Origin of the sequence: Peribacillus loiseleuriae (assembly GCF_001183985.1) — a bacterium.
Lineage (GTDB): Bacteria > Bacillota > Bacilli > Bacillales > DSM-1321 > Peribacillus > Peribacillus loiseleuriae.
The window spans coordinates 913,326-938,509 of the sequence record NZ_LFZW01000001.1 but is presented as its reverse complement, the minus strand read 5'-3'; the positions used below and the strand labels follow the sequence as shown (position 1 = coordinate 938,509).

18 protein-coding genes and 1 pseudogene are annotated in these 25,184 nt (G+C 35.6%); 3 read left to right on the top strand and 16 right to left on the bottom strand.

Going from position 1 to position 25,184, the window contains the following annotated elements:
* Window positions 1-136 precede the first annotated feature (136 nt).
* From AC625_RS04180 to AC625_RS04135, 10 genes are all read right to left on the bottom strand, one after another.
* Entirely contained in the window at window positions 137-871 is a 735-nt protein-coding gene (locus tag AC625_RS04180; RefSeq protein ID WP_049680135.1) for a response regulator transcription factor, read from the bottom strand.
* A complete protein-coding gene (locus AC625_RS04175; RefSeq protein ID WP_049680134.1) occupies window positions 868-2,715 on the bottom strand; it encodes a sensor histidine kinase in 1,848 nt (615 codons plus the stop codon). Before AC625_RS04175 ends, AC625_RS04180 begins: the two co-directional genes overlap by 4 nt.
* Window positions 2,716-3,175: 460 nt before the next feature.
* Complete coding sequence (locus tag AC625_RS04170) at window positions 3,176-5,884, bottom strand: S-layer homology domain-containing protein (RefSeq protein ID WP_053178006.1); 2,709 nt, start codon at window positions 5,882-5,884, stop codon at window positions 3,176-3,178.
* Window positions 5,885-6,412: 528 nt separating this feature from the next.
* Entirely contained in the window at window positions 6,413-7,435 is a 1,023-nt protein-coding gene (locus AC625_RS04165) for a TRAP transporter substrate-binding protein (protein ID WP_245644933.1), read from the bottom strand.
* Window positions 7,436-7,489: 54 nt separating this feature from the next.
* On the bottom strand, window positions 7,490-8,785 hold the full coding sequence (locus AC625_RS04160) for a TRAP transporter large permease (protein ID WP_049680132.1): 1,296 nt from the start codon (window positions 8,783-8,785) through the stop codon (window positions 7,490-7,492).
* A gap of 1 nt (window position 8,786) precedes the next feature.
* The gene (locus AC625_RS04155) at window positions 8,787-9,284 is read right to left on the bottom strand and encodes a TRAP transporter small permease (RefSeq protein WP_049680131.1); all 498 of its coding nucleotides are present in this window, start codon (window positions 9,282-9,284) and stop codon (window positions 8,787-8,789) included.
* A 473-nt stretch (window positions 9,285-9,757) separates the two neighbouring features.
* Window positions 9,758-10,168, bottom strand: a complete 411-nt coding sequence (locus tag AC625_RS04150) for a disulfide oxidoreductase (protein WP_049680130.1) — start codon at window positions 10,166-10,168, stop codon at window positions 9,758-9,760.
* Window positions 10,169-10,171: 3 nt separating this feature from the next.
* On the bottom strand, window positions 10,172-10,867 hold the full coding sequence (locus AC625_RS04145; RefSeq protein WP_049680129.1) for a DsbA family protein: 696 nt from the start codon (window positions 10,865-10,867) through the stop codon (window positions 10,172-10,174).
* A gap of 161 nt (window positions 10,868-11,028) precedes the next feature.
* On the bottom strand, window positions 11,029-11,886 hold the full coding sequence (locus AC625_RS04140; RefSeq protein ID WP_049680128.1) for a M56 family metallopeptidase: 858 nt from the start codon (window positions 11,884-11,886) through the stop codon (window positions 11,029-11,031).
* The gene (locus tag AC625_RS04135) at window positions 11,886-12,299 is read right to left on the bottom strand and encodes a BlaI/MecI/CopY family transcriptional regulator (RefSeq protein ID WP_049680127.1); all 414 of its coding nucleotides are present in this window, start codon (window positions 12,297-12,299) and stop codon (window positions 11,886-11,888) included. Before AC625_RS04135 ends, AC625_RS04140 begins: the two co-directional genes overlap by 1 nt.
* Before the next feature lie 272 nt (window positions 12,300-12,571).
* Here AC625_RS04135 and AC625_RS04130 point away from each other — a divergent pair.
* Window positions 12,572-13,003 (top strand): annotated as a pseudogene (locus tag AC625_RS04130) (IS1595 family transposase); the annotation flags it as partial.
* 125 nt (window positions 13,004-13,128) lie between these two features.
* Window positions 13,129-13,965: a hypothetical protein gene (locus AC625_RS04125; RefSeq protein WP_049680126.1), complete on the top strand. Its 837-nt coding sequence runs from the start codon at window positions 13,129-13,131 to the stop codon at window positions 13,963-13,965.
* A gap of 730 nt (window positions 13,966-14,695) precedes the next feature.
* Here the strand turns inward: AC625_RS04125 and AC625_RS04120 are convergent.
* Window positions 14,696-14,881: a hypothetical protein gene (locus AC625_RS04120; protein WP_049680125.1), complete on the bottom strand. Its 186-nt coding sequence runs from the start codon at window positions 14,879-14,881 to the stop codon at window positions 14,696-14,698.
* 639 nt (window positions 14,882-15,520) lie between these two features.
* Between AC625_RS04120 and AC625_RS04115 the strand changes: the two genes are divergently transcribed.
* Window positions 15,521-16,888 (top strand): hypothetical protein, encoded by a 1,368-nt coding sequence (locus AC625_RS04115; protein WP_049680124.1) that lies wholly within the window; start codon window positions 15,521-15,523, stop codon window positions 16,886-16,888.
* A gap of 109 nt (window positions 16,889-16,997) precedes the next feature.
* Here the strand turns inward: AC625_RS04115 and AC625_RS04110 are convergent, their stop codons facing one another.
* The 5 genes from AC625_RS04110 to AC625_RS04090 all read right to left on the bottom strand — a co-directional run bounded on the left by AC625_RS04110 (window position 16,998) and on the right by AC625_RS04090 (window position 24,980).
* The gene (locus tag AC625_RS04110; protein ID WP_049680123.1) at window positions 16,998-17,984 is read right to left on the bottom strand and encodes a DMT family transporter; all 987 of its coding nucleotides are present in this window, start codon (window positions 17,982-17,984) and stop codon (window positions 16,998-17,000) included.
* Between the two features lie 42 nt (window positions 17,985-18,026).
* Window positions 18,027-19,715 carry an amylo-alpha-1,6-glucosidase gene (locus tag AC625_RS04105; protein ID WP_049680122.1) on the bottom strand — a complete coding sequence of 563 codons (1,689 nt, stop codon included), beginning with the start codon at window positions 19,713-19,715 and terminating at the stop codon, window positions 18,027-18,029.
* A gap of 426 nt (window positions 19,716-20,141) precedes the next feature.
* Window positions 20,142-23,195: a glycoside hydrolase family 2 gene (locus AC625_RS04100; RefSeq protein WP_049680121.1), complete on the bottom strand. Its 3,054-nt coding sequence runs from the start codon at window positions 23,193-23,195 to the stop codon at window positions 20,142-20,144.
* 37 nt (window positions 23,196-23,232) lie between these two features.
* Window positions 23,233-24,054, bottom strand: coding sequence for a carbohydrate ABC transporter permease (locus tag AC625_RS04095; protein ID WP_049680120.1), 822 nt, complete (start codon window positions 24,052-24,054; stop codon window positions 23,233-23,235).
* Window positions 24,054-24,980: a carbohydrate ABC transporter permease gene (locus AC625_RS04090; protein ID WP_049680119.1), complete on the bottom strand. Its 927-nt coding sequence runs from the start codon at window positions 24,978-24,980 to the stop codon at window positions 24,054-24,056. The genes AC625_RS04095 and AC625_RS04090 overlap by 1 nt, the downstream gene beginning before the upstream one ends.
* Window positions 24,981-25,184 lie beyond the last annotated feature (204 nt).

The window sequence follows — 25,184 nt, the reverse complement described above, 5'->3', positions numbered from 1 at the left end:
TTCCCTTCAAGTAATATCAAATCCCGCCTTCAACAGCCATCATCCTTTTTACTTCTTTATTCCATGTTTTTCATATAACCTCTTGGCTTTTTGAGATCACCTATGGCTACTTATGATATTTCCAACAATCATCCATTTACTCGTCTTTAACCTTTCTAAACTCAGATGGAGAGAAACTCGTCATTCGTTTGAAAGTATTACTGAAATACGCTATATCAGAATAGCCTAAGCGTTCGGCAATCTCAGATATTCGCAAGGTGCTCGTCTTCAGAATCTTTTTAGCCTCTTCCATTCGAAGTTCCGTCAAATAATCAACAAAATTTCGTTTTACTTGTTGTTTAAATAATTGACTTAGATAACTCGGATTGACATGCACTTTTTTAGCAGCTTCCTTTAAGTTGATTTCTCCAAGTGGAGTTTCCTGGATATACTGAAGAACTTTATCTATTGTTGAAAGAGGAAAGGATTCTTCGACATTCCTGCTATCTATCTGAATTTCCATTCCTTTTTTTAACCAGTTTCCTAAACATTTTTTTAAATCTTCATCATCAATCGGTTTTAACAAATAATCGGTCACCCCTTTCCGCATAGCATCTTGTACAAACTGAAATTCATCGTGAACACTAATAACGATAATATCCACATTCAAATCTAAATCCCGTACTTGCTTAATAAATGTAAGTCCATCCATGATCGGCATACGAATATCGGTTATTACTAGATCTACATTATTTTGTTTGATCCAATCAAGAGCTTCCAACCCGTTTTGGCATTCATGGTCAACATGTATTGGGAGATTCAACTTATTTATCGTCCACTTCAGTGCGGTACGAACCCATCTCTCATCGTCAACCAACAAGATATTTTTCATTCTTGCTCCCCCTCCTCATATGCTTTCCTGATTGGCAAATGCATATCTACTGCTGTTTCAACGCCTTGTGTGCTTTGAATCGTAATCCCATATTCAGAGCCAAACAAGTAAGAAATCCGTTGGTGAACATTTAATATTCCAATATTTATTCCGTTACTGACTGTTGTTGTTTGTTCAATTTTTTTCGTAATTTCGTTTAGAATATCTTCCTGAATTCCAGCACCAGTATCTAAAATACGAATAACGATTGAAAATTCTGAAATTTTAACCACAGATAGTATGATCTTCATTTTTCTCATTGTCTGATCAAAACCGTGCTTAAAACAATTTTCTACTAAAGGCTGCATCGAAAACTTCACAACCTTAAGATCCATTGCCCATTCTGGAATATCAAACATATACTCAAAACGGTCTTCAAAACGAAACTTTTGAATTTGCAGATACATCTCACAAAACTTAATCTCTTCTCCTAGACTTACGGTAAGTGAGCTATTTTTAAGATTATATCTTAAGAGCTTTCCGAGTGAAGAAGACATACAGGCAATGTCCTCCTGATTCTCTTCCAATGCCATTCCTCTAATTGTTTCAAGTGAATTATATAAAAAATGCGGGTTAATTTGTGACTGCAACATTCTTAATTCAATATCTTTTTGTTTGAGATTCATCTCCGTTTCTTTCAACTTAGAAATATATATTTCCTCCAGTAGATTGGATAGTTTTTCAACCGTATTATTAAAGCCCATTGTCAATTGTCCAATTTCATCAGTAGATTCCACTTTCACCCTACCATTGAGATTCCCAGTTTCAACTTCCTTCATAAAATGTTGAAGACGTCGTATTGGACGAATCATGCTATCTGCAAATCCGAATCCTATGAGATAAGCAAAGAAAAGTGCGATGAATATAGTCCAGGTGATGGTTTTTCCTATTTGAATAATACTTTCCGTTAAATCCCCATACGGAACTGCTGTGAAAAATCTCCATCCAAGATTTTGTGATAGAGAATATGTAAAAAAATCCTGTTGATCATTATCTAATAAACCATATCCATCTTCTTCCGTTTTCAAGTTAGACAATTGATCAAATTCAACCTTTTTTCCTAGTTTAGAATAATCGGAGTGGTATACATAATGCCCTTTTGCATCTAAAATAAAAAAATAGCCGTTCTTGCTTATAGTAACCTTATTAGCTATTTCTTCAATCCTCCTGAAATTAATGTCAATAATCAACATTCCTACTGGCTCTAAAGTCTTCGGATTGTATAAGCGCCTTGCGAGTGATATCACAGGCTGCTCATTATTATTTTTTAATTTTAACGTTCTGCTTACTAACATGATCATCCCATTTCTCGGTACCGATGAATACCAATACTCATCTTTAATCTTGGTAGCAGGATAGTAGTTTTCTAACCCAAGCGTATCGATGACTTGATCGTTATCTAAAATGACGGTAATATTTGATATATCCGCTCTGGAATATTCTGCAGCCTTTAAGATAGTTCGTGTAGCCTCTGTAAACTCTTGATTATTTCCAATGTTCTCTGTTTCTAGTTTCAAAAAGTGAGCAAAATGAGGAGAGCTAATAATTTTTAAGCTGGCAATCTCAAAATCTTGTAAATAATACTCAATATGTGACTCTACCTGCTCAATGATTTGTTGGCTTGATTCTCTAAACTCCTCTTCTAGCTTATCAGAAGAAAGCTTGTACGAAATAATTCCAACTGAAAGAACAGGAAAAATCACTAGTATACTAGACAATACCCAGAGCTTCGTCAAAAGTGACTGATTTCTTAACAGAATGAATTTTCTGAAAAAAATAGAAAAATTTCTCCAACGCTTCTTCATTTTTTATCCTTCCCACCACTTAATTATTTGTTGCCGTTTTCAAATCTAATTTTAACCGATATGACCAAACTGGTAAATAGACATGATTATCAAGTTGATTTATTCGCTATGCATGTACTTCATCAATTGTATCACGATTTCTTTAGGAACTTTTTCATGCACAAGTGAATTCAACCTATCACTATACGTGTACAATTCACATTATGCTTGGAAACGCTCTTTCCCATCCTAATATTCCCAGGTTCAAAACAGATTATATTAAATTAATATTGTTATCTTTTCTTCACTAAATTAGTACATCTTCGTCTTCATTCGAAGCTTTTCATTTACAATTCGATCATTCCGTAAATAAGTCTAATTAAGTTTGTTAGTTTTCCACGATATCAAATTAAAATCCCCTTCTTCGCTAAAAAGCTTAAAAGGGGATTTGCCCATCCTATTAATATCTTCTTTTCAATCTTTATTTTGTTTTTGTTAATATATTAACTTTAAGTAAAAATCGTTTTAACATGACAGCTGTTTGAGCACGGGTTGCTGGTTTCTTTGGTTGGATTTCTTTTGCTTGTGTTCCTTGGATGATTCCAAGTTGAACTGCCAATGCTACATCTTCTTTTGACCAATCACCAATCAACTGACGATCTTTAAACTTCGCCAATACTTGATCAGTTAAAATAGTCTCTTCTTTTTTCTCTACAATATTATAGGCACGACCGATTAGTGCAGCCATTTGTTCACGAGTGATGTTCGTATTAGGGCGGAATGTGCCATCAGGGTATCCATTAATCAATCCTGCACTCACCGCTGCCTGTACTTCTTTTGCAAACCAATTATTTTGGTTTACATCACTAAAGTTTACTCCTTTGTCATCTTTCGTTAAACCAAGAGCACGTGCGAGTAATACTGTAAACTCAGCTCGAGTAATGTTTTGTTCTGGTGCAAACATGTCCTTTGTTTTCCCTTTGATGATTCCTTTTGTAGCTAATAATTCAATATCCGCTTTTGCCCAGTGATTTGTGATATCCGCAAATGCTACTTTCTCGGGTTTTGGTCCTGCCTCATTTTTATATGACAAGCCGAAATCGTAAGCGTATGCTACACCATCTTTATTACGATAAACATAAGAAGGATCTTCGTCATAGCCTGGTACATCACCTTTGTTATTGTCAACTGCTTTCTGATTAGCAGGTATCGTGAACGGAAGTTTCCCCGTAGGACTGAATTCTCCACGAATAACATCTACTATCGCCTCAGCCTTCACTCCAAAAGTGCTTATTACCGCTGCCGCTTTTCCTTCCACATTATCAATCAGCCATGGATTCGTCATGTTTAACGCAAGAATAGTCGGAACAGTATCTTGAATTTCATTAATTCTATTCACATCTTCGATTCCATTTTCAGCTCCGATATTCAACTTGGGATTGCTGGCTTCGGGTGTACTAGGACGAACCCAAACAAAAGCATGTGTTGCTTCCTCAAGTTTATTCGTGATGGTAATAGATTTATCATAATTTTGAATAGTTTCAATTAATCCCTTAGTATTCTTTTCATCATTTCCTTTAGAGAAAACTTCGATATAAAGCTTAACATCCTTAATCTTTTTATCATTCAATGGCAATAGATTTTCATCATTGCGCAATAGAACGATTGACTTACGATGCGCTTCATCAGCCTTTTCCTGCGATGTTGGATTAGTTGCAACTTTAAGAGCATTCTCTGGGTCTACATATGGGTCTTCGAACAGTCCTAATTGCATCATTTCTGTCAATAAGAATGTTACTGACACATCAAGTCTCTCTTCTTTAACCAATTTGTCATTAACTGCATTGATTAGATAAGTCGGGTCGGCTTCTCCAGAAAAAATATTAACCCCTGCCTCTAATGCTTTTGCATATCTTTGTTCCTTCGTTAAATCTTCGACACCCCAAGGCATAGAGGTAGTAATACCAGTATCTGTGTTAACGTAACCTTTGAAGCCGAGCTTGTCACGCAATAGTCCTTGAATGATTGCTTTGTTATACGCGAATCCAACTTCTTCAAATCCTCCGTCTAATTGAGGTGCACTATGTTCATTGCTAGGATATGCATAGTATGGCATGATAGACGTTGTTCCAGCTTCAATCGCAGCCTTGAAAGCCGGGATATGATATTTAAGTAGACTACCTTCAGTCGGATAAGGGTTGTACTGACCAAACAAATAATGAGGATCCTTCCCATCTTCGCGAGCCCCACCACCAGGGAAATGCTTCGTTGTTAATGAAACACTGTTTGGACCTAGTTCATCCCCTTGAAATCCTTTAACAACGGCAGTAATCATGTCCGCAGCAAGTTTGGGATGCTCTCCAAATGTACCTTCAGTCCTTGTCCATAGAGGATCTGTGATGACATCCGCCATATACATGTAGCCCTTTCGAATACCGGAAGCTGTCCATTCCTGAGCAGCGATTTGAGCGAATTCCTTTACAAGATCCGCATCGCGCGTTGCTGCAAGACCTAATTCACCCGGCCAAACGGAAAATTCGCCAACTGTTTCACTAATGCCAAAAGTCTTATTCGTGTTGATATGATTCCGTGGATTCGATGTTATGACGGCTGGGATACCTAACCTAGATCCTTCTGCTACTTCTTGTATTTGGTTAAGCCATGTTGCTAAAACATCTGCACTTGGGTTTTGGCGGATAATGAAATAGCGAAGATTACGTTCAAGAATACCCTTTGTAGTCCCTGACGCATCGAGAACCGGTTTATCGAATTTATAATTAGAGTCGCCTGGTTGAGCCCAGCGATTGGTTTCACTCCACTGGTCCGCCTCACTTAATAAGCTGTCTCCTTCTGGCTTCTCGTTCATATAGTGTGAGGAAATAAGCATCATCCCCGCTTTTTCCTCAAGCGTCATCTGTGATACAAGATCTTTTACCCGTTCTTCAACAGGTAGTTGCCAATTTTCATATTTGTCTAGTTTGCCGTTTCCATTTAAATCTTTGTATTCCTTCCCGTTAATATTAAGGTTTTTTTTGATACGAGCATCGAGTTTAGGCACAGCTTTGTTGTCATCGTTATTAGCAGCAGATGCACGATCTACCCCTGCATACGGAAATGCAAGCGAGACTGTCAATAACGAAGCAAACGAAATTTTTGCAACTTTTTTAAAACGATTTGAGACTTCACCCATTTTACCTTCTCCTCCTCATTTCTCTCTAGTAAAACGCTCACAAAATAACAGGATGTAAAATTTCGCTGCTATGTATTAAAAGACAAGATCACCTCCTTAAGTGATGTCTTGCTGTTACACCTTATTTACATTTCAACTAGTCCTGAGTAGATAGATAATTATAGTAACTAAATTGAAAATAGGACGATTCTCTTAATAATATTTATAATTTTCTGTTTTTTATATCGAGACCATTTTATTGTAAGCGCTTTTTTAACATTATACGGCTAGTTTCCCTAGTCTTGTATGTGGTTTTTTTAGTAAAATTTGTGTTTTTTTAAGTATTTAGGTGTTGCTAACTTATAGAAAATCGGACATTCTACCGCGCGTCACCATTCATTCTATTTCGTTTTGTTTTGACTAGTCGAATCTTCCAAATAGAACTTTCCTCTTCACTTTACTCCATGATTCTGACATTATCATAGAATAAAACGAATAAATCCCAGGTCAAAGTCTGACCTGGAATTTATTAATTAATTACTCACTCAATTATTTTACTGCCTCAATAGCATCTAATAAATCTTTATATTTGTCATGATATTGAGCGATGGCAGGTTTAACCGCCTCTTTCCATGGAGTAAGATCTTCTACTTCTGTAAACGTTACACCAGCATCTTTTAATTTCTTTTCAGAATTTTGTTCCCACTTCGCCCATTCTTCTTTTTGGGTTGTTACAGAATCTAGCGCAGCCTGCTTAACGATTTTTTGATCTTCTTCAGATAGTTTATTCCATGCCGTTTGACTAATTAATAGTACTTCAGGTGTGCGTTGATGGTGGTCCAAGATAATATTTTTTGCTTCTTGATAATGGTTAGAAGAATCAAAACTCGGTAGGTTGTTTTCCGCACCGTCGATGATTCCTGTTTGGAGTCCACTAAAAACTTCGCCATATGGCATAGGAGTAGCACTTGCTCCAAGAGCTGAAACTAGATCAATATTAACTTTACTTTGTTGAACACGGAGCTTTTGTCCCTTTAAGTCTGCTAAACTTTTAACTGGCTTAGTCGAATAAAAACTACGAGAACCAGAACTATAATAAGCTAGTCCTTTCATTTTTGATGCTTCTAGGCCATCTAACAATTCTGTTCCTTTTTCACTTTCTAGGAAATTCCACAAATGCTCATCGCTATCAAATACATACGGAAGTCCAAGAACCGATATATCATCATTAAACTCTGCCAGCGGACTAGCGTTAATTCTCGTAAACTCAATTGCTCCCAGCTGAACTTGTTCAAGTACTGATTTCTCATCACCTAATTGCCCTGAAGGGAAAACTTCAATTTTTATCCGGCCATCCGTTCTTTCATTGACTAACTCGGCAAACTTTTTATCCCCTATGACTGTCGGATAATCTACCGGATGATTATCTGCTAAGCGAAAAGTAAACTCCGCTTTCTTTGGTTTGGAATCGCCACTTGCTGGAGCAGCTTCCTCTTTTCCACTACAGCCGGCAAGTAATCCACCAACCATTAAAGCTGTAGCTAATAAGCCTGTAATATGTTTTCTCTTCATTCTCATTACACCCCTTTAATTTTTAAAAATCTATAATTTCACCTATGTCCCAAGTTATTTGACTATTAAACTCGGAAGCCATAATGTCACTTCAGGAATATAGGTGATAATTAACAGAACGATTAATAATGCATAGAAAAATGGAAGCATGGCTTTCGTTCCTTGTTGGATGGAAACTTTCCCAATCGCACAGCCAACAAACAAGACCGTTCCTACAGGAGGTGTCAATAATCCAATCCCTGCATTCAGGATAAGGACAATCCCAAAGTGAACCGGATCCATTCCAAAGCTTGTTACAACCGGTAGAAGAATAGGTGTCATGATTAAAATCATTGGCGCCATATCCATTGGCGCACCTAGAAGTAGCAATAAGATATTAATGATTAATAAAATAACAATTGGATTGTCCGAAAAATTCAAGAACAAATCAGTTACCATAGATGGAATTTGCAAGTAGGCAAGAATCCAGCCGAAGGAAGCAGATGCTCCAATCAGGAAAAATACCATAGAAACCGTTTTCAAAGTACGTTTCAAAATATTCCAAATACTAGATATCGGAGCTTCTCTATAAACAACGAATGCTAGAATAAAAGAATATAAACAAGCTAGTGCACCAGACTCAGTTGCTGTGAACCAACCACTCATAATTCCACCCAATATAATGACTGCAGGGCTTAATGAAAGAAAACCGTGTAAAAGAATTCCACCCCATTGTGATCTTGGTATAAGGTCTGATTTTTCATACCCTCGTTTCCTTGCAATAATATAAGCGGTGATCATAAGGGCAATCAACATAATCGCACCTGGTACTATACCAGCCATAAATAAACTAGCAATTGATACCCCACCAGCCGCTAAAGAATATAATACTAGATTATGACTCGGGGGTACTACTACCCCTTGAATAGCTGATGCTATCGTTACACCTACTGCATAATCCGCTTCATAGCCTTTCTTTTTCATCATTGGAATCATAACAGAACCCACAGAAGAAACATCCGCCACTGCAGAACCTGAGATATTACCGAAAAATAACGAAGCAACACTGTTTACCATGGCCAAACCGCCACGAATCCGGCCAACCATCAAGCCTGCGAGATTTACAATGCGAGTAGCAAGTCCCCCTGCACTCATTATTTGTCCCGTCAAGATAAAAAATGGGATAGCAAGTAGTGAAAAAGAATTTAATCCCTGAACCATTTGCTGTCCAATAATCGGCATTGGAATACCTAAATAAATAACTGTTATCAATGATGAGGCAACCAATGTTAGTGCAATGGGAAAGCGAAGTAATATTAATAGAACAAAGCTTGAAAGTAAAATGATGACTGCAATCGTATTCGTATCCAAATTACATTCCCTCCTCCAGATCTTTATATCTTGTTGTGTCTTGATTGAACAAGTGTAGTAGGGAATAACCGCATATCATAATACCCGTAATCGGCATTGCAACATAAGTAATACCGCTTGGCAGTTTCGTTGCTGGAAGAGTTGATTCCATCATCAATACAGTAAAATCCCAACCTTGAACGACAAGGTACAATCCAAAAGTAAAAATAGAGATACTAATAATTTTATCTAATACTTTGTTAAAGATTTTTGGAAAAAGATTAGTAAAAGAATCAATCCCTAAATGGATGTGCTCTCGAAATCCTATCGCAATCGCCATAAAAGCAAACCAGCCAAGCAATAGTAAGGTCACTTCTTCTGACCAAAAGAAAACAAAGTTAAATAACTTTCTAGTCATCACTTGAGTCGTAACGACTAGTACTAAGGCAATCAGAGATGTAAGGGCGAGTTTCTCAAAAATAGAATCGATGAAAATCCCCACCTTTTTGACATGTTTCATGTGCTTCCCCCCTATTTTATTGATATTACTTGTTTGCCACCCTTACCGAAAACGTTTTCATAAACTAATATTACGAATTATTAGTTTATTTTTAAAGAGAGTTTTTTTAGAAGAATTTGTGTTTTTTTTAGGTGTTAAGCTTTTATTTTCATAATTAATATAGGTATATTTATCTATCTTCTTTTTTTATCCCGGAATTCTACATTAAACATGCGCCCTATGTATGAAATTATTACCACGTCGGAAGTAGAGACAGATCTAAACATATTGAATTTTTTAGTATCATTTTCGTTTATCATATTTCTGGGTAAACACAAGATTCATTAATGCTTTAGCTAAAAGTCCTAGCAAGTAATGATGCCTACTTAGATCTGCCTTGATTAAAACCATTCAAAATTAGGGGCAATCACCAACACCCTACTTCATATATGTAAAAAAGCGTCTATCAGTATTCCATACCGATAGACGACAACTTAATCATTTTTATTCATACGAGCAAGTATCACCATACTAAAAGTAATAAATAAGAAAGCAACAAAAGCTAGTAAAGGGATTGTGATAAACCCTAGCCAGTTAATATATTCTCCTGAACATGGAACACCGCTCGTACACATTTCGAACTGTTGAAGTGCCGGGATTTTTTGAAGACTGTAATGATAACCAGAAACGAGCATCCCCAAAATAGATAGAGGCAGTATATAAGCATAAATTTTACTATTTCCTTCATAAAAAGCCCTTCCTAAAAAAAACACCAATGGATACATGAGAATTCTTTGATACCAGCAAAGCGTGCAAGGGATAAAATGAAGATATTCACTAAAGAAAAGACTCCCTATTGTCGCAATGATGGAAATAATCCAGGAAAATAGTAGTGGTTTATTCATGGATTATTTCTCCTTTGCAGCTTCATCAACCATTTGTTCTAAGTCCTCAAACGTGTTCCCTGTAAACTTTTCCCCGTTAACAAAAATGGAAGGCGTTCCAGTTACGTTCAACCTATTCGCAGTGGACATATCTTTTTTCCAGTTTTTTTCTGAAGAGTTCGCTTTAAATGCATGAACTACTTTCGTTACATCAGAATCATCGACGATTTCTGCCAATGTTTCTTCTAAGAATTTATCAGTAAACACATCTATTTTTTCATACTTTGGATCATCGGGTTGTTTACTGTATAGTAGCTTATGGAATTTCCAGAAGGCTTCATTTCCTAATTCTTTATAAACCGTCTCCGCAAATTTAGCCGAACGGATTGAATCCACATTGATAAATGAAAAATTCATGAAATAAAATTGAGCTTTTCCAGTGTCGATCAAATTCTCTTGAATGTGAGGAAAGAAATTTCCCTCAAAATTCTTACAGACCGGACATTTATAGTCTCCAAATTGGACAATTTGAACAGGAGCAGATGTATCCCCTAATACAGGCTGGTCAGTATAGTCGAAGGCTGCTGTTTCACTTTTTCCGTTAGATAAGAAGATCAAACCGATGATACAAACAGCGATCAAGCCAATTACCCAAAAGATAAATGACGAAGTTTGCTTTTGTTTCTTGTACGTTGTCTTATTCGATTTTTTATTAGCCATTGTATAACCTCCCGTTTTATATGGTATATGCTTTTCTATCATTTTGCATGTGATCTCTCAAAGGGGCTTTCCCGACAATTGTAATCCAAATTTATCTTCCATAACTTCCACACTACATTACGTAGTGTAAATAGGTAAAAAACGTAGTGACAATTACACTATTACGTAATCGTCACGAATATCATCCCCATTAATAGAAGCAATACATAAATCGAAATGACCATCGAGGTCGTTTTAAGCCTTACCGGGATGGCCTTCTTAGGTTCTACTAATTGCTGTAATCTATAGTTGACCGATTCATCCGAAAAATGAACCAAGACCGGGGTAGAGTTTCCTTTGAAATAATTTTTAATTAACTTAAACAACGCACTGCTCAAGCCTAATTCAGAACCCATTCTCTGGATGGCATATTCATCAGCCAATAGTTCACTGATGATTTTATAATTCTGATAAGACCATTTAGTTAGGGGAATAAACCAAATAGATTGAGAAATTAGCTGTAGAATAAAAATCTTCAAGGAATCATCATTCTTTTGGTGAAAAGTTTCATGTTCCACAACAGCTTCCAGTTCATCGCGATCCAATATCTCGATTAAACCACTAGAAAGAACGATTCTAGGTCTTCTAAAACCAAAAGTAAATGCGAGCGACTCCTTATGATCAATGACGATAATATCTTGCTGTTGACGCTCATATTTTCGATTTAAGGCGCTGGTTAATCCTAGATTTTGTTGAGCGAAAATCACTTTTTTAAACCTTTTCAACAACATACATTGTTCAATAATCTTAATCAGCGTGATTAAGATCGTATAGGCGATTAATACATTCAATATTATCGTAACCAAAAAATAATAAAATGAATATTCCTTAAACAAACTAATACAAAACTTAAATACATTCACGTGAAGGTTTACTCCAAATAGAAGGTGAGCGATGTACATCCCCATCTGGCTCCATATCAAAACGGCAATCAAAAGACTCAATCCTATGACAAAAAGGGACCGTTTCTTCCACCACATCACGACTTATCCCCTTTAAGTTGTTTAATCTTTTGTTCCAATTTAACGAGCAAAGTTTGGTCAACTTCTTCCATAGCATCTAGCATATGATTGATAACGACGCCACCAAATTCATCAAGCAGATTCTCTGTAATTTTTTTGGACTGCTCTTTGATAAAGTCTTCTTTGGATTGAACAGGATGAAACAATGAAACCCTGCCTTGTATTCTCTTTTTCAAGACACCTTTTCCCACCAACCGATTCATGACGGTCATCACCGTATTGAAATTGATTGGTTTATCTTGATCCAAACGCTGTTGAACTTCCTTTATGCTTCGTTCATTTTCCCAGAGAAGTTCCATGATTTTTGCTTCTAGGGGTCCAAAGAAGCGATTTAGCCCTACCTCATCGTATTTAAAGTTATTGATATCCATGATCCTCCCCCTCACCACAATACACTACAAATTGTAGTGTATTCACTTCGCCATTTCAAGTTTATTTAATTCGTTAAATGAAGATTACAAAAGTTGATTATTGATAAGCAACCACTGTCTTCCGCAAAGAAATGATGTTCTCGAAAATCAATGGGTCGCAAGTTAAGGCTATATTCGTAAATTCATTTAAACTAGCAAAAGAACGAAGAGAATCAATCTTTTGTTCTTTTTCAAAGGCTGTTTTCGCATAGTTTGTTGCTTTCTTGACCACGGTTGCACAGGACTATAACGGGAAGACAATTGCTCGCAAAGATGGAACGGGTCGTGTAAAAGCCAAAGAAATAGATGTTGTAATTGGTGAATTTATTCATCTGTCTTCTTTGTTGTGTACTGATACAGCAACCAATTATAAGTAGTTTGCAAAAATGAAAAAGTTGCAGGAACCTGTTAATGAACGTCAAAAACAATGTGTAAAGAAAGGAATTTACCATATCCAACACGTCAACAACTTCCATAGACTCTTGAAAAAATGGACGGAAAGATTTCAGGGAGTTGCCACAAAGTATCTAGATAACTATTTATATTGGTTCCGATGGCTTGAACAAGGCAAAAATCTAGCATTTGAAAAACAGTTTGAGCAAATGCTTATTTTGTCGTTCCAAAAATCAAACATTACAACTGTTGAGATGTTAAGAAGTGCATAAGAATAATTGCTATTGCCCCTGTATTTACATTATCGTGTTACTATAAAGAAAATAGTCTCCCTTTCGTATGGGGGAAAGTAGCCGTTGTACATACATAATTTCCATTATAGAAAGAAGTGATTTTTTTGAAAAAACAAAGTAATAAGAGTCAATATATTCGATTAGGTATTATTCTAATCATCGGATTGGTCGTATTTTTTAACACCTGGGAAGATGATGAAATAGGGTTATCTCCTTTAATTGCTCATGCTTTTTTCGTTATTGTAACGTTCATTGTAGGTTTACCTATTATTTTTATAAAAAATCCAGCTAAGTTAAGCACAAAGTTTATATTATTTTTTATAAGCCTCCTATTGGCAGTAATGCTTCCTTTTTTTCATATCGGTTCAATTAAATTGAATATCCAAAATTATTTTAAGAACAAAGAAATCACCAAGGTAGAAACGACCTTTCAAGTAGATTTGAATGAACAGTCGATTTACTCTGTTTTTGAAAATCATGTAATTGTCAATAATTCTAACGGAACCTTGTCTGTTTATGATAAAACAGGTAATGAAGTAAATAAATACCTTATACGAGATATTGCTAAAAAAGCAATAGGTTCATTGCCACTAACTAGTGAGCAGTTAAAACATACATATTATGACGGGTATGAATACAAACCTGTTAAAATAAGCAATACGACCTTTAAAGTTGAATCTGTTATGTATCTAACATTTCGAAATGAATCTTTGATACAACCAGATAACTACGTTCAGAGTCCAGATATGCCTGATGATGCTAAAAACATAAAATATCATCAACTATATAACTTTAATATAAAGTTGAATGATTCTGGAGACATCATATTTAATACTAGTAATATGATACCAGAAGAAGGTGTTCGTACTAGTTATACGTGGTCTCGAGGAGATGCAATCGTTGAAAAACCTGCATCTGTACTTATTTCTAATCTAAAATAACTACTATAAACCTTTAAGCAAATGATAGCAGTTTAATAATACCGTTTTCTGAAAAAATTAGTAAAGAGTTGCAATAGGCAGCTCTTTTTACTTATTTCTACATCTAGAGATTAAAAAAAGGATTAACAGAAATTTTTGAGAAAGTTTATTTTATAAGGGTTGTTGTTTTTTACTAAATTTAATATATAAAGATATAATTATTAACATAGAGCAATGTATATATTTTGGTTCTTTACGAAAAAACATGCATTAAATAATCAGTAAAAACCTAAGCCGATTCATCCCACAAATGAATTCACGGGTGTTCTCGGTTTATTTATAAATTCAACGTGTCTGATGGGACTATCGATATTGATGGTATGATGGTTATTGCAATCGGAGATGGTGTCATTGATTTTATTGATTGCCCTTGTGGTAACAAGTTAATGGATAGAGAATATGCATCATATCTAACGAAGAATGGGGAAACAAAGTAAATTTATGAATTTTTAATATCTTTGATGTCCCCATAGACATAGATTGGTAAGGCGTTACAAATAATACGATTAGAAATCTGGATAATAAACTAACAGGTTCGGTTGACGGGGAGAGTAAACTTATTTACAACCAAATTCGTATAGTGAATCGTATAGGTTTTAGTATTAAATTTGGAATGAAAAAAGCAACTGGTATCAGTTGCTCAGATTGTAGAGAAAAATATACTTACTCTACAATCTGAGGATAGCAATTGCTATCCATTAAACTGTTTTTTCTTTTTTCTATGCTTGTAAAAACGTTCGAAAGCAAGGGCGACTAATGCAATCATTGCAATGTTGTAATAAACTGACTTAAGGGTATAAAAAGAGTCCAAACTACTTATTGCCGCCGCTCCCAATACAAGTGCTATAACAATAAAACTGAAAATTTTATCGTTCATATTTTTTACACTACCTATTTATTAAACAATTTACCATAAATATCCATAATTCTTTCGAAAATCATTAAATAGCTCATTTCTAATTTAGAGTAAAATTCAAATTTATATTCACTAAAAGCAACAATATTTACGAAAACAGCCTTTTCAAAAAAACATTAACTATTAACTTTTTGGCCACTAGTATTCAAGATTTTGGGTCATGGAACTATCGGGCTACATTACCTAAACTTCCAAAAAAACTCCATTGGTTCACCTTGACATTTCGCCTTATGACTGTAAAAATACGTATAAACCGTACGTGTACCTTATTCCAAATGATGAACCACTTTGTTCATTTGATAAAAGAAGGTGAACAAACTTACTAACATCATTAAAGACATTGAGCATCTACTCGTCCATTTAGAAACTATGACTAATAGTCTAAATGATTGGGCTTAAAGGAATCGAAGGTCAATGGCTTAATTGGCCTAATACTATTCCCTTTAACAACTAAACTATTTTTTAATGACTCTATCAATCAGTTCAGTATTTTCTGCCCTTTTAGCTGGTCTATCGATTTCATGTCAATGGAGTCATCCGAAAATAGCGAATTTTTCGTCTCTTCCCTATAAAATAACCCCCCTTAGGAGAACGCAGATCATGATCGTGTTGTATAGCTTACTAATCATATGTTATTTTCTGAATCTATTTATTCATTCAACATTCCTTACCTATATCATTGGTATACTAGCACTTTTCTCTTTGATATTTTCCTTGAAAGCAGCAACAAGATTATATAAAGTCGTTGGTATTATTTTTTTTGTGACCGGATTTTTCATTTTTATCTACCAGCAAAGGTCATTCACTGAAGTTCCACTCTACATGACTACAACGGTTTCGCTGCTTGCAGTGTTCTATGTTCTTCCGTTTATTAACAGCATCATCATTGTTGGCCGGTATGACCAACAAGTAAATAAGTTATTAAGAGTCCGGATTCACCATTTGGGGCAATTATACTATCGTAGTTCTTTTTCCGCCTTTTTATTAGGTGGTTTTCTAAATATCGCTACCCTCCCTTTGCTTAAAACGGTTGTTCAAAAAAATCTTGTGGGAGAAACTCAAAACATCAAAAACCGATTTATTTCACAATCATTGCTTAGAGGATATTCTTTAAGTCTACTGATAAGTCCAATGGAGCTACTTGTTGTCTTAAGTGTTGAGTATACTCACGTACCCTACCCTGTCTATCTACCTTGGTTAATTTTGATTACAGCCGTGCTGTTTATCCTTAATTGGGTAATCGGGTTTAAGTCTTTTAAACGTTATGAATTGCCTAACGAAACAAGTGATAGCAAAACAGAGACTCAGTCAACAACCGAGACAGGGATTAACACGCGGATGTCTCGAAAAATCTTCTCACTTCTTCTCTATTTAATCGGTTTTATGATGATCATTGTGTTAGTCAATCACATCTTAGATATGGGGTTTCTTCAAACAGTCGCTTTGATTATTATTCCCTTTTCATTTGTCTGGGCTCTCTCCATTAGACGATTGAAGTCATATATCGCCTATTGCTTACCATTATGGCAGATCCGAACATTGTCTTTAACCAATAATATGGTACTTTTTTTATCAGTTGGATTCTTTACAAGTAATTTAAATGATTCCATCTTTATGGACTCAATCCAAAAACCGTTTGAATACTTAACAACCACACCTATTTTACTTTTTGTATTTATTCAAATTTTGTTTATTGGACTTGCGATGATTGGGTTTCACCCTCTTGTAACGATAAGTATACTTGGTGGAGTACTTGAACCAATTATACATTCAATAAATCCAGTTAGTATCGGTCTCGTTTTAATGACCTCAGGCTTATCGACTACAATTGCCGGACCTTTTAATCTTTCTGTATCGTTAACCGCTAATCTTCTATCCATCAATTCATACAAAGTTTCGTTTTGGAATTTAGGATATGCATTGATCATGAGCAGCATTGGAACAATCATTGCCATCATTTTATTATAATCTTTCGTATTTATATTATTGAAATCAGGCAATCTTTTACGTTAGCAATTCATCTATCGCAATAAGCAGTCTAAAAAAAAGAATATGCCCAAAATAAGGCATATTCTTGCTATTTAGACATTTGCTGATAAGTTTGTCGCCGTTTTTTAAAGAACAGCCAATCACTGTTCCCTTTTTGATTGACAGTTGCTATACCTACAGCTACAAGGAGCAATGCAATAAAAATATTAATCGTTAAGAGTTCATCCTGAATGAACATAGCGGATAAAATGGTACCGGCAACTGGCACAACAAATTTATAAAGAGACACTTCTCCAGCTTTGTTGTACTTTAGCAATGATGTCCATAATGCGAAAGATGCTGCGGATAGTAATACAGCATAAATTAGCAACCACCAAGCTTTTGGTGTAAAGGTAATAGCATTCGCCTCGAGGCTCGGAGTCCCGATGAGAAGCATAAGGAACGAACCTGCAAACATTTGCCACCCAGTCAATGCAACTGGGTGTATATCAGCGGATAGGCGCTTGGACAAAAAAGTTCCCAAAGCTCCGGCTAATCCTGAAAGTAGCATAAAGCCTTCCCCGAAGAAAGATAAATTAAGTGAGGCATTCTGGCCCCAGTTTGCAATTATAATCCCGACAAACCCTGCAACCAAGCCAAATATTTTTCGCCAATCCAAGCGATCGTCTGAGTAAACAAAATGAGCTAGGAACACGACGAAAAATGTTTCGCTTGAATTTAAAATAGCTGCTTTTATTCCCGAGGTATGAGCCAATCCGTTATAAAAAAAGAAATACTGTAAACTTGTTGATAATAGCCCTAAGCCAATAATGGCAGGCAATTGACGCCATCTCAATTTCAGCGCCTTTTTATTAATGAAGAACATGATAACAAGCAACAGTAGAGACGCCATCATAAAACGCATTCCAGCTAAAACAATTTTTGCTGCTAAATCATCTTCTGCCATGCCTAGTTCTTCATAACTAAATTTTAGAACAGGAAAAGCACTTCCCCATAAGATAGAGCAAAATACCGCAATTGCGATGACCCAATATCTATTTGAAAAGTAGCGCTTACCATGCTTTTGTTGTTTCAAATAGGTCTCCTCCAAATTTCTCCATCCATCTCCGCCATCCGATTATTCGTGAGCGTCTTTCGCTTTTGTTCTATCATCTAATAGTAAAAGAAATACACTTGAAGTCCATGTAAAAGATGTGTCCACTAAACCTTTTCCAGTAAGCGGATCGAAGTTTTCAGCCATTCCCCCAACAAGGGTAAGATCTAGGAATTTATCTCTAATTCGATTCCCTACTTCTTGATAGCCAAAATTTTGCAAAGCATCTATAAAGAGATATGTAACAGGCGCCCAAATTGGGCCGAGCCAATATCCATTTTCTTTATAGTACTTACTATTTACACTTTCAGTAGCTAATCCATACTTCGTTTCAAAATTCCCTTCAAGATCTGATACTAATTGATCCATCATGCTTTTCTCTAATCGATACCCAATAATAACTGGTAGTCTTAGTATTAAGCTTGTTCTAATACTTATTTTCCTACCATCTTTGCCAACTCGTCCGTAAAAACCGTCCTCATCATAAAGCCTCTCCATTAGAAGATCAAAAAGGGCGTCTGCTCTTTCTTTAAATCTCAATGATTCTTCTTTTTCACCTAGAATTTCTGCAAAAGAGGACAGGACATCATAAGTTCGAATTAAAAAACTAGTAAGGTCCGGCGCTTCTACTGGCATACCCATATGAAATAAAGATGCATTATCCCACCCTGAATCATTCCCATGCTTATAGTGTGGCAATCTTCCTTCAACTGTTCTATATTGGTCAAAATATTCCATTACTTTTTTAGTAGACTCATAAACAGTTCTTAATCTATGTTCATCCTTAAAGTAATCATTCATTTTCATTAGCTTTTCATAGACATAAGCAAAGATAGGGGGTTTAATGCAGTTATATGATATGAATTTATCATTTACAAAATCCGGATATGCACCTGACTCGTCTTGAGTCTCCATGAATATTTTCAACTGTGTGTACGCTAGTTCAGGGTAGCTTTTTCCTAAATTCAACGCATTAAAACAATTATCCCATGACCAAATATTATACATCCAAAGCTTCGACATATACATGGCATACTCTTTTAATACCCCATGTGGATGAACAACACTAGACCAAGTGATATAGGCAGCCCTCTCTAAAGAAGGCTGATAATCTGTACTTCCCATTTTCATATTGTCAAACCATTCTTTATAAAGCTGTTCAATTTTTTCTTTTCCTTTATTAAAAGGGGCATATTCCTTTTGTTGATAGACAGTTCTATAGCTTTCGATTACAAACTGCCCACTTTTCATTCGAATATCGATGAAATCATTACCAATAATATTCCAAGGTGCATCAACCGACATTTTACCCGAAAGATTTAAAATCATTAATTTTAATTCCTTCGGATAAATATGGTATTCATACATCCCATCTTCTAATTCCATTAAAGAATCATATTTCCCTTTTGTAGCTCTCAATCTAAATTCTACATTCTGTACTTCAAGATGGATCTCATCTTCTTTGGGAATAATTATTTCTGCATAACCTTCATCATCATCTTTTAAGGAGAATTTTAAAGATGTTTCAGAAGCTTGCACTTCAAATTCCTTTTCAACCCCATCTTTTAAAATATCTATTTTGAATAGGTTTGATGGTGCGTCGTCTCCACCGTGTACATCCCTTATAAATATATCCCCAGAATCCTGCTCCTTGGAAATACAGAAATAAGATCCAAATCTTGAAAAAGGTATTTCTCTTATATCTAATTTCATCATCTTTCTCCTCGTATCGGTTATTAATTGATCAGTAATCTATCAGCGTATCAACAAATTTCAACAATGATTTCTTACTTAAATAAGCAGGGTGTCCCCTGCCTATTGATCCCTACTTTTTATCCCGCATTAACGGAAAGTCAAGACCCCCACCTTCAAGGCTTGAAGGAATCGAAGAAGCGTACCGTAAAAGCCCGATTGGTAAGATACAGTGAAACTTGCCTTTGTGGTTTTCAAAGGTATAGTTGAGGCCCACAGGATGTGGGTCACACAGACGTTGCCGCAGAACGCGGCGTACTTAGTCTGTGATTCATTTTCGGGTTCGTACTGTCGTTTGATCAAAGCGTTTGCTGCGATCTTAGCGACAGTAGAACGGGACTAACAATCAGTGGGGGATGAAGAACCCCCACTGATTGAGGTTTCACTTTATCTAGCTCTGAAAAATTTACTCTCTTCTATAAGGTCTTCGTTATGAATCCTTCTTATTTCGAGTCCTATTTCAAAATCCTCTATTTGCACTCGATATTTTGGAAGCTGCTCTTCACCACAGCTATTACTTCCTAGTCCACTATGTCTATAGTCAATCGTTAAAACATTGTATGGTGATTTTTCAATTTTTCCTCGGTGCTTTGCTTCTTCCAATGCATTTGTTTCATAATTATGGATTGTAAAATCTCTTAACTCTTTAAAATTAAATAAAATCGATTGGTTCCCCTTCGTGAGCGCTAAGAAAGAGGTATCACATCTTGAACCATTTTCCTGTGGATATACATAATCTGTGTGCATTTCCTCTACGCTTTTACGATAAAGACCAATACTTTGGCTTCTCTTACTATCTTGATAACTCTCTGAATCTCCTCTTCCATACCAAGTCACATCATTGTACTCATTGTTAAGATTCATCGAAATTCCTATTCTTGGCAGCATCTGAGGAATTTCATTACCTCTCAATACCTTTTCTCCCTTTAAGTGAAGATTTAAAACACCATCTTGAGTGATTCTATAATGATAGATAAGATTAAAGCCCCATGCTTGGTTTACACTAGACAAATATTTTTTAATCTCAACATCTACAGAACCTTCATTCAGTTGATATTCGATTGAAACAAACTGTTCCTTAGCGTTTTTAAGGAAGTATTTGTTTATCCAATCATCTTTCTTATACATATCATTATCGATGACAGCTCTCCAAAGCGTTAGTTCAGGCCCCTTCTGGATAATTTCCTCACCATTTATTTGATAGGATAAAAGAATTCCATGAACCTTTGAAAAAACTGTTCTGAATTGATCGTTTTCGAGGATCAGCTGTGTCTGATCTTCCTCAATTTTCATTGCAGCATCTAGAGCTTTAGAGATGTATTCTTTTTCTACCTTTGTAGCAGGAATTAGAAAGCTCTCGCTCGTAATAAGATGGCCTTCATTTGCATAGAGGGTGTTCTCCGGCTCTAAATAACTCAAATAAATGCGAGCATCATCGTATTTTAAAGCGTTCTCGAAATTAATAGGTAATGTGATCTCCATTTCGTCCTGAGCGTTTATACTCTGTAAGGAGACCGTCTTTTCTTCAATCAATTGATCAAAAGATTTGACCTTAATGTGTAAAAGGATCCCACTTAGGTTTCTAAAGTCATATCTGTTTTTCACCTTAATCTTTAAATGATTGAGGTCTATCTGTTCAGTAACAATTGGTTCGATGACTTTCTTGTATTCAATCAGTCCAGGTGATGGTGTCCGATCGGGAAATACTAAACCGTCAATACAGAAGTTTCCGTTTGTCGGGAAGTCTCCATAATCGCCGCCGTATAAATAATATACATTTCCATCTTCATCTACTTGTTGAATACCATGGTCATACCATTCCCAGACGAATCCACCTTGCAGTCTTGGATATTTCCTCATTATTTCTTGGTATTCTGTCAATCCACCAGGCCCATTCCCCATTGCATGGGCATATTCGCATAAAATATGTGGCTTTTTCCCTTCAGAGTCTTTACCTATTTCCTCAAGTGCATTTAGCCTTGTGTACATCGTTGTATAAATATCACTATAGGCAGCAACACAATCGCCTTCATAATGCACTAATCTAGTAGAATCCATTTCTTTTATCGCATCATACATCGCTGTGAAGTTTCTACCAGCACCTGATTCATTACCTAATGACCACATGATGACACTTGGATGATTTCGATCTCTTTTTACCATTCTGACTGCTCGATCAACATATTGCTTTTCCCACAATTCATTATCACTGATCCAGTTATAATTTCCTGTGTTTTCAAATCCATGACATTCAAGATCAGCTTCATCAATGACATATAACCCATATTCGTCGCATAAATCATAAAACACATCATTATTCGGATAATGAGCTGTTCTAACGGCATTAATATTATGCTTTTTCATTAAAAGAACATCTTGAAGCATATCCTTATACGTTACAGTCCTACCCATTGTCGGATTGAAATCATGTCGATTCACACCATTAAAGAATATTCTTTTTCCATTTAATCTAATTTCATTATCTATAACATCAATAGATCTGACCCCGAATCTTAATGGGATGATCTCTTTTTCGCCATTTTCTAATTCATATTCGAGGGTAGCAACATATAGATTCGGCTCCTCCGCATTCCATAATAACGGATTTACCATATTTCTTAGCACTTGGAATTTGCCGTCTTCAACTTCTATCGTAAATTCATCTACCTTTTCATCTTTTTGATAAAGGTTAGCCTTCATTTCTGTAACTTCACTAGTTAAAAACTTACCAGCTAATTTTAGAGTAAAATTTTTATAATCTTCGTCTGGTGATGTTTCAATATAAACATCTTCTAAACTATTCTTATTCATTCTAAATAACTCAACGCTTCTAAAAATACCTGAAAGCCACCACATATCTTGATCTTCTAAGTATGTTCCATCCGAAAACTGGTAAACTCTAACTGTTAATCGATTACTTCCGTTTTTTACATATTCAGTTATATCGAATTCTGAAGGCATTCTCGATCCTTTACTATAGCCAACATGTTGCCCATTCACATATAGATCAAATGCTGAATCCACACCATTAAATTTTAAGACGATTTTTTCTTCTTTTATATTTTCTAAAATTAAGTCTTTAAAATAGATACCTGTCGGATTATCCTGTGGTACAAAAGGTGGATTAATAGGAAATGGATAGAGTACATCTGTATAGTGCATCTTTCCATACCCATGTATTTGCCAGCATGACGGAACTTCAATTGAATCTAAACTATTAATCTCAAAATCTTTTGTTTCAAAGTTCAGTGGTGAAAACTCTGGCGCTTCTAAAAAAAGAAATTTCCATTCTCCATCAAGTAACAGATAACCTTTACTCATTTCTTTATTTAATGTAAGCGCCTCACTGAATTCACGATATCTATAAAAATCAGTATGTGCTGAAAGCCTATTTACCCCTGTAAGATGAATATTTTCCCATCTCTTCATTTCACGTTGCATTTCATTTTCCTCCGCATTTTCTCTATAATAATAAATGTTACTTAATTGATCCGCTAACTCCTTCAACAATATATTTCTGCGCAAAGGCAAATACGATAACCGGCGGAATAATCATGACTAAAGTCATCGCCATAATAGGTATGATTTGCAGCTCATGAACACCTCGGAAAGCCGCTAATCCAAGAGCCATCGTATATTTTGACTGGTCATTTAAATAAATTAATGGTCCTAAGTAGTCATTCCAAACTAATAATATATTTAAGACAGCGATCAAAGTTAAAGGCCCCTTCATAATCGGAAGGAAGATTTTATAAAATATTTGGAATTCATTGGCACCATCCATTCTAGCTGCACTTTCCAAATCCTTAGGTATATTCATTAAAAACTGTCTAAGCAAAAAGATATTATAAGCAGAACCGAAGAATGCTGGGACGATTAATGGTTTTAACGTGTTGATCCATCCAAATAAATTAAATTCCATATAAAGTGGAATCATCGTAACATCCCACGGAATCATCATTGTTGACAAAAGAAGGATAAACAAAATATTTTTATATTTAAAATCATATCTTGCAAAGCCATAAGCCACTAATGAACAGGATATGATTTGTCCGATCGTAGTCATCACCGTAACAATGACTGAATTCTTAAAATATGTTCCAAACGGCTGACTTTTCCACGCTTCGATGAAATTGCCGAACTGCGGAACATCCGGGCTAAACTTAGGAGGAAAGCTAAATGCTTCTCCTTCTGTCTTTAGCGCTGTTATTAACGCCCATGCAAATGGAAATAGGAAGTAAAGTGAAAGAATGACAAGAATACTATAGACGATTATTTTATGGCTCTTTGTAATTCTCATTATTTTTTACCTCCTTTTTTCATTTCAGCTTCATAGAACACCCATGTTGATGATGATCTAAAGATGATCATTGTTAATATTAGAATAATAATAAACATAAACCATGCGTTTGCACTTGCATAACCTAGATGATGATGCTTAAATGCGTTGTTATAAACAAATAATCCATAAAAATAGGTTGATTTTAAAGGTCCTCCACCAGTCAAAAGTAAAACTAGGGTTAATTGTTGTAATGCTGCAATAACGGATGTAATGACATTAAAAAGGATGGTTGGTGTTATTGTCGGAATTGTTATACTAAAAAACTGTCTTAACGGTCCAGCTCCATCAATTGATGCTGCTTCATAAAGTTCAGGGGGGATCCCCTTAATATCCGTATAGAATATCAGCATCATTGTCCCTACTCCCCAAGCACTCGCGATAACAATTGTTACGATTGCCCACTTTGGATCAATGAGCCAATTGGGTCCTTCAATACCAATGAGTGATAATAAATAGTTTAAAACTCCAAATTCAGAATTAAAAATCCAACCCCAGATGATTGATACTGCAACGCCTGATACAACAGCAGGAAGATAGAAGAGTGTCCTAAATATCTTCACTCCCTTGACTGGTTGTGTAATGAGGAGTGCAAGCACCAATGCAGAGATTAGGTTAAGTGGTACGAAAATTGCCGCAAATTTAAATGTGATCACTAAGGAATCATAAAACTGAGGGTCAGCTGTAAACATCTTAGTAAAGTTATTAAGTCCAATAAACTTTGCTTCTCCAGTTATCGGCCAATCAAACAAACTCATGATTAATGAAGATACCAAAGGTCCTAAAGTGAACACTAAAAATCCGATGATCCATGGTAGGATAAACAAATATGGTACTCTTTTACGTACTAATGTAAAACTAGGTTGTTTTTCCTTCTTTTTAAACATAAACATTCCCTCTTATTTTAGAATGACCTATGGAAAATAAGATTCCCATCATAGCTTGAAATTGATAACAAGGGCTATGTACTTAAGCCCTTGTTAAGATGATGAGAATATATTCTCACCCGACCGCTTACTTTTTAGTAATGGGTAAACTTTATCCCGCATTAACGGGCAGTAAGACCCCCATCTCAAGACTTAGAGGAATCA

Coding starts and splice junctions, on each gene's coding strand:
- AC625_RS04090 (WP_049680119.1), bottom strand. CDS start 24,980: ATGTTTAAAAAGAAGGAAAAACAACCTAGTTTTACATTAGTACGTAAA.
- AC625_RS04150 (WP_049680130.1), bottom strand. CDS start 10,168: ATGAATAAACCACTACTATTTTCCTGGATTATTTCCATCATTGCGACA.
- AC625_RS04105 (WP_049680122.1), bottom strand. CDS start 19,715: ATGAAATTAGATATAAGAGAAATACCTTTTTCAAGATTTGGATCTTAT.
- AC625_RS04170 (WP_053178006.1), bottom strand. CDS start 5,884: ATGGGTGAAGTCTCAAATCGTTTTAAAAAAGTTGCAAAAATTTCGTTT.
- AC625_RS04100 (WP_049680121.1), bottom strand. CDS start 23,195: ATGCAACGTGAAATGAAGAGATGGGAAAATATTCATCTTACAGGGGTA.
- AC625_RS04135 (WP_049680127.1), bottom strand. CDS start 12,299: ATGGATATCAATAACTTTAAATACGATGAGGTAGGGCTAAATCGCTTC.
- AC625_RS04140 (WP_049680128.1), bottom strand. CDS start 11,886: ATGTGGTGGAAGAAACGGTCCCTTTTTGTCATAGGATTGAGTCTTTTG.
- AC625_RS04120 (WP_049680125.1), bottom strand. CDS start 14,881: ATGAACGATAAAATTTTCAGTTTTATTGTTATAGCACTTGTATTGGGA.
- AC625_RS04095 (WP_049680120.1), bottom strand. CDS start 24,054: ATGAGAATTACAAAGAGCCATAAAATAATCGTCTATAGTATTCTTGTC.
- AC625_RS04155 (WP_049680131.1), bottom strand. CDS start 9,284: ATGAAACATGTCAAAAAGGTGGGGATTTTCATCGATTCTATTTTTGAG.
- AC625_RS04180 (WP_049680135.1), bottom strand. CDS start 871: ATGAAAAATATCTTGTTGGTTGACGATGAGAGATGGGTTCGTACCGCA.
- AC625_RS04115 (WP_049680124.1), top strand. CDS start 15,521: ATGATCGTGTTGTATAGCTTACTAATCATATGTTATTTTCTGAATCTA.
- AC625_RS04175 (WP_049680134.1), bottom strand. CDS start 2,715: ATGAAGAAGCGTTGGAGAAATTTTTCTATTTTTTTCAGAAAATTCATT.
- AC625_RS04145 (WP_049680129.1), bottom strand. CDS start 10,867: ATGGCTAATAAAAAATCGAATAAGACAACGTACAAGAAACAAAAGCAA.
- AC625_RS04165 (WP_245644933.1), bottom strand. CDS start 7,435: ATGAAGAGAAAACATATTACAGGCTTATTAGCTACAGCTTTAATGGTT.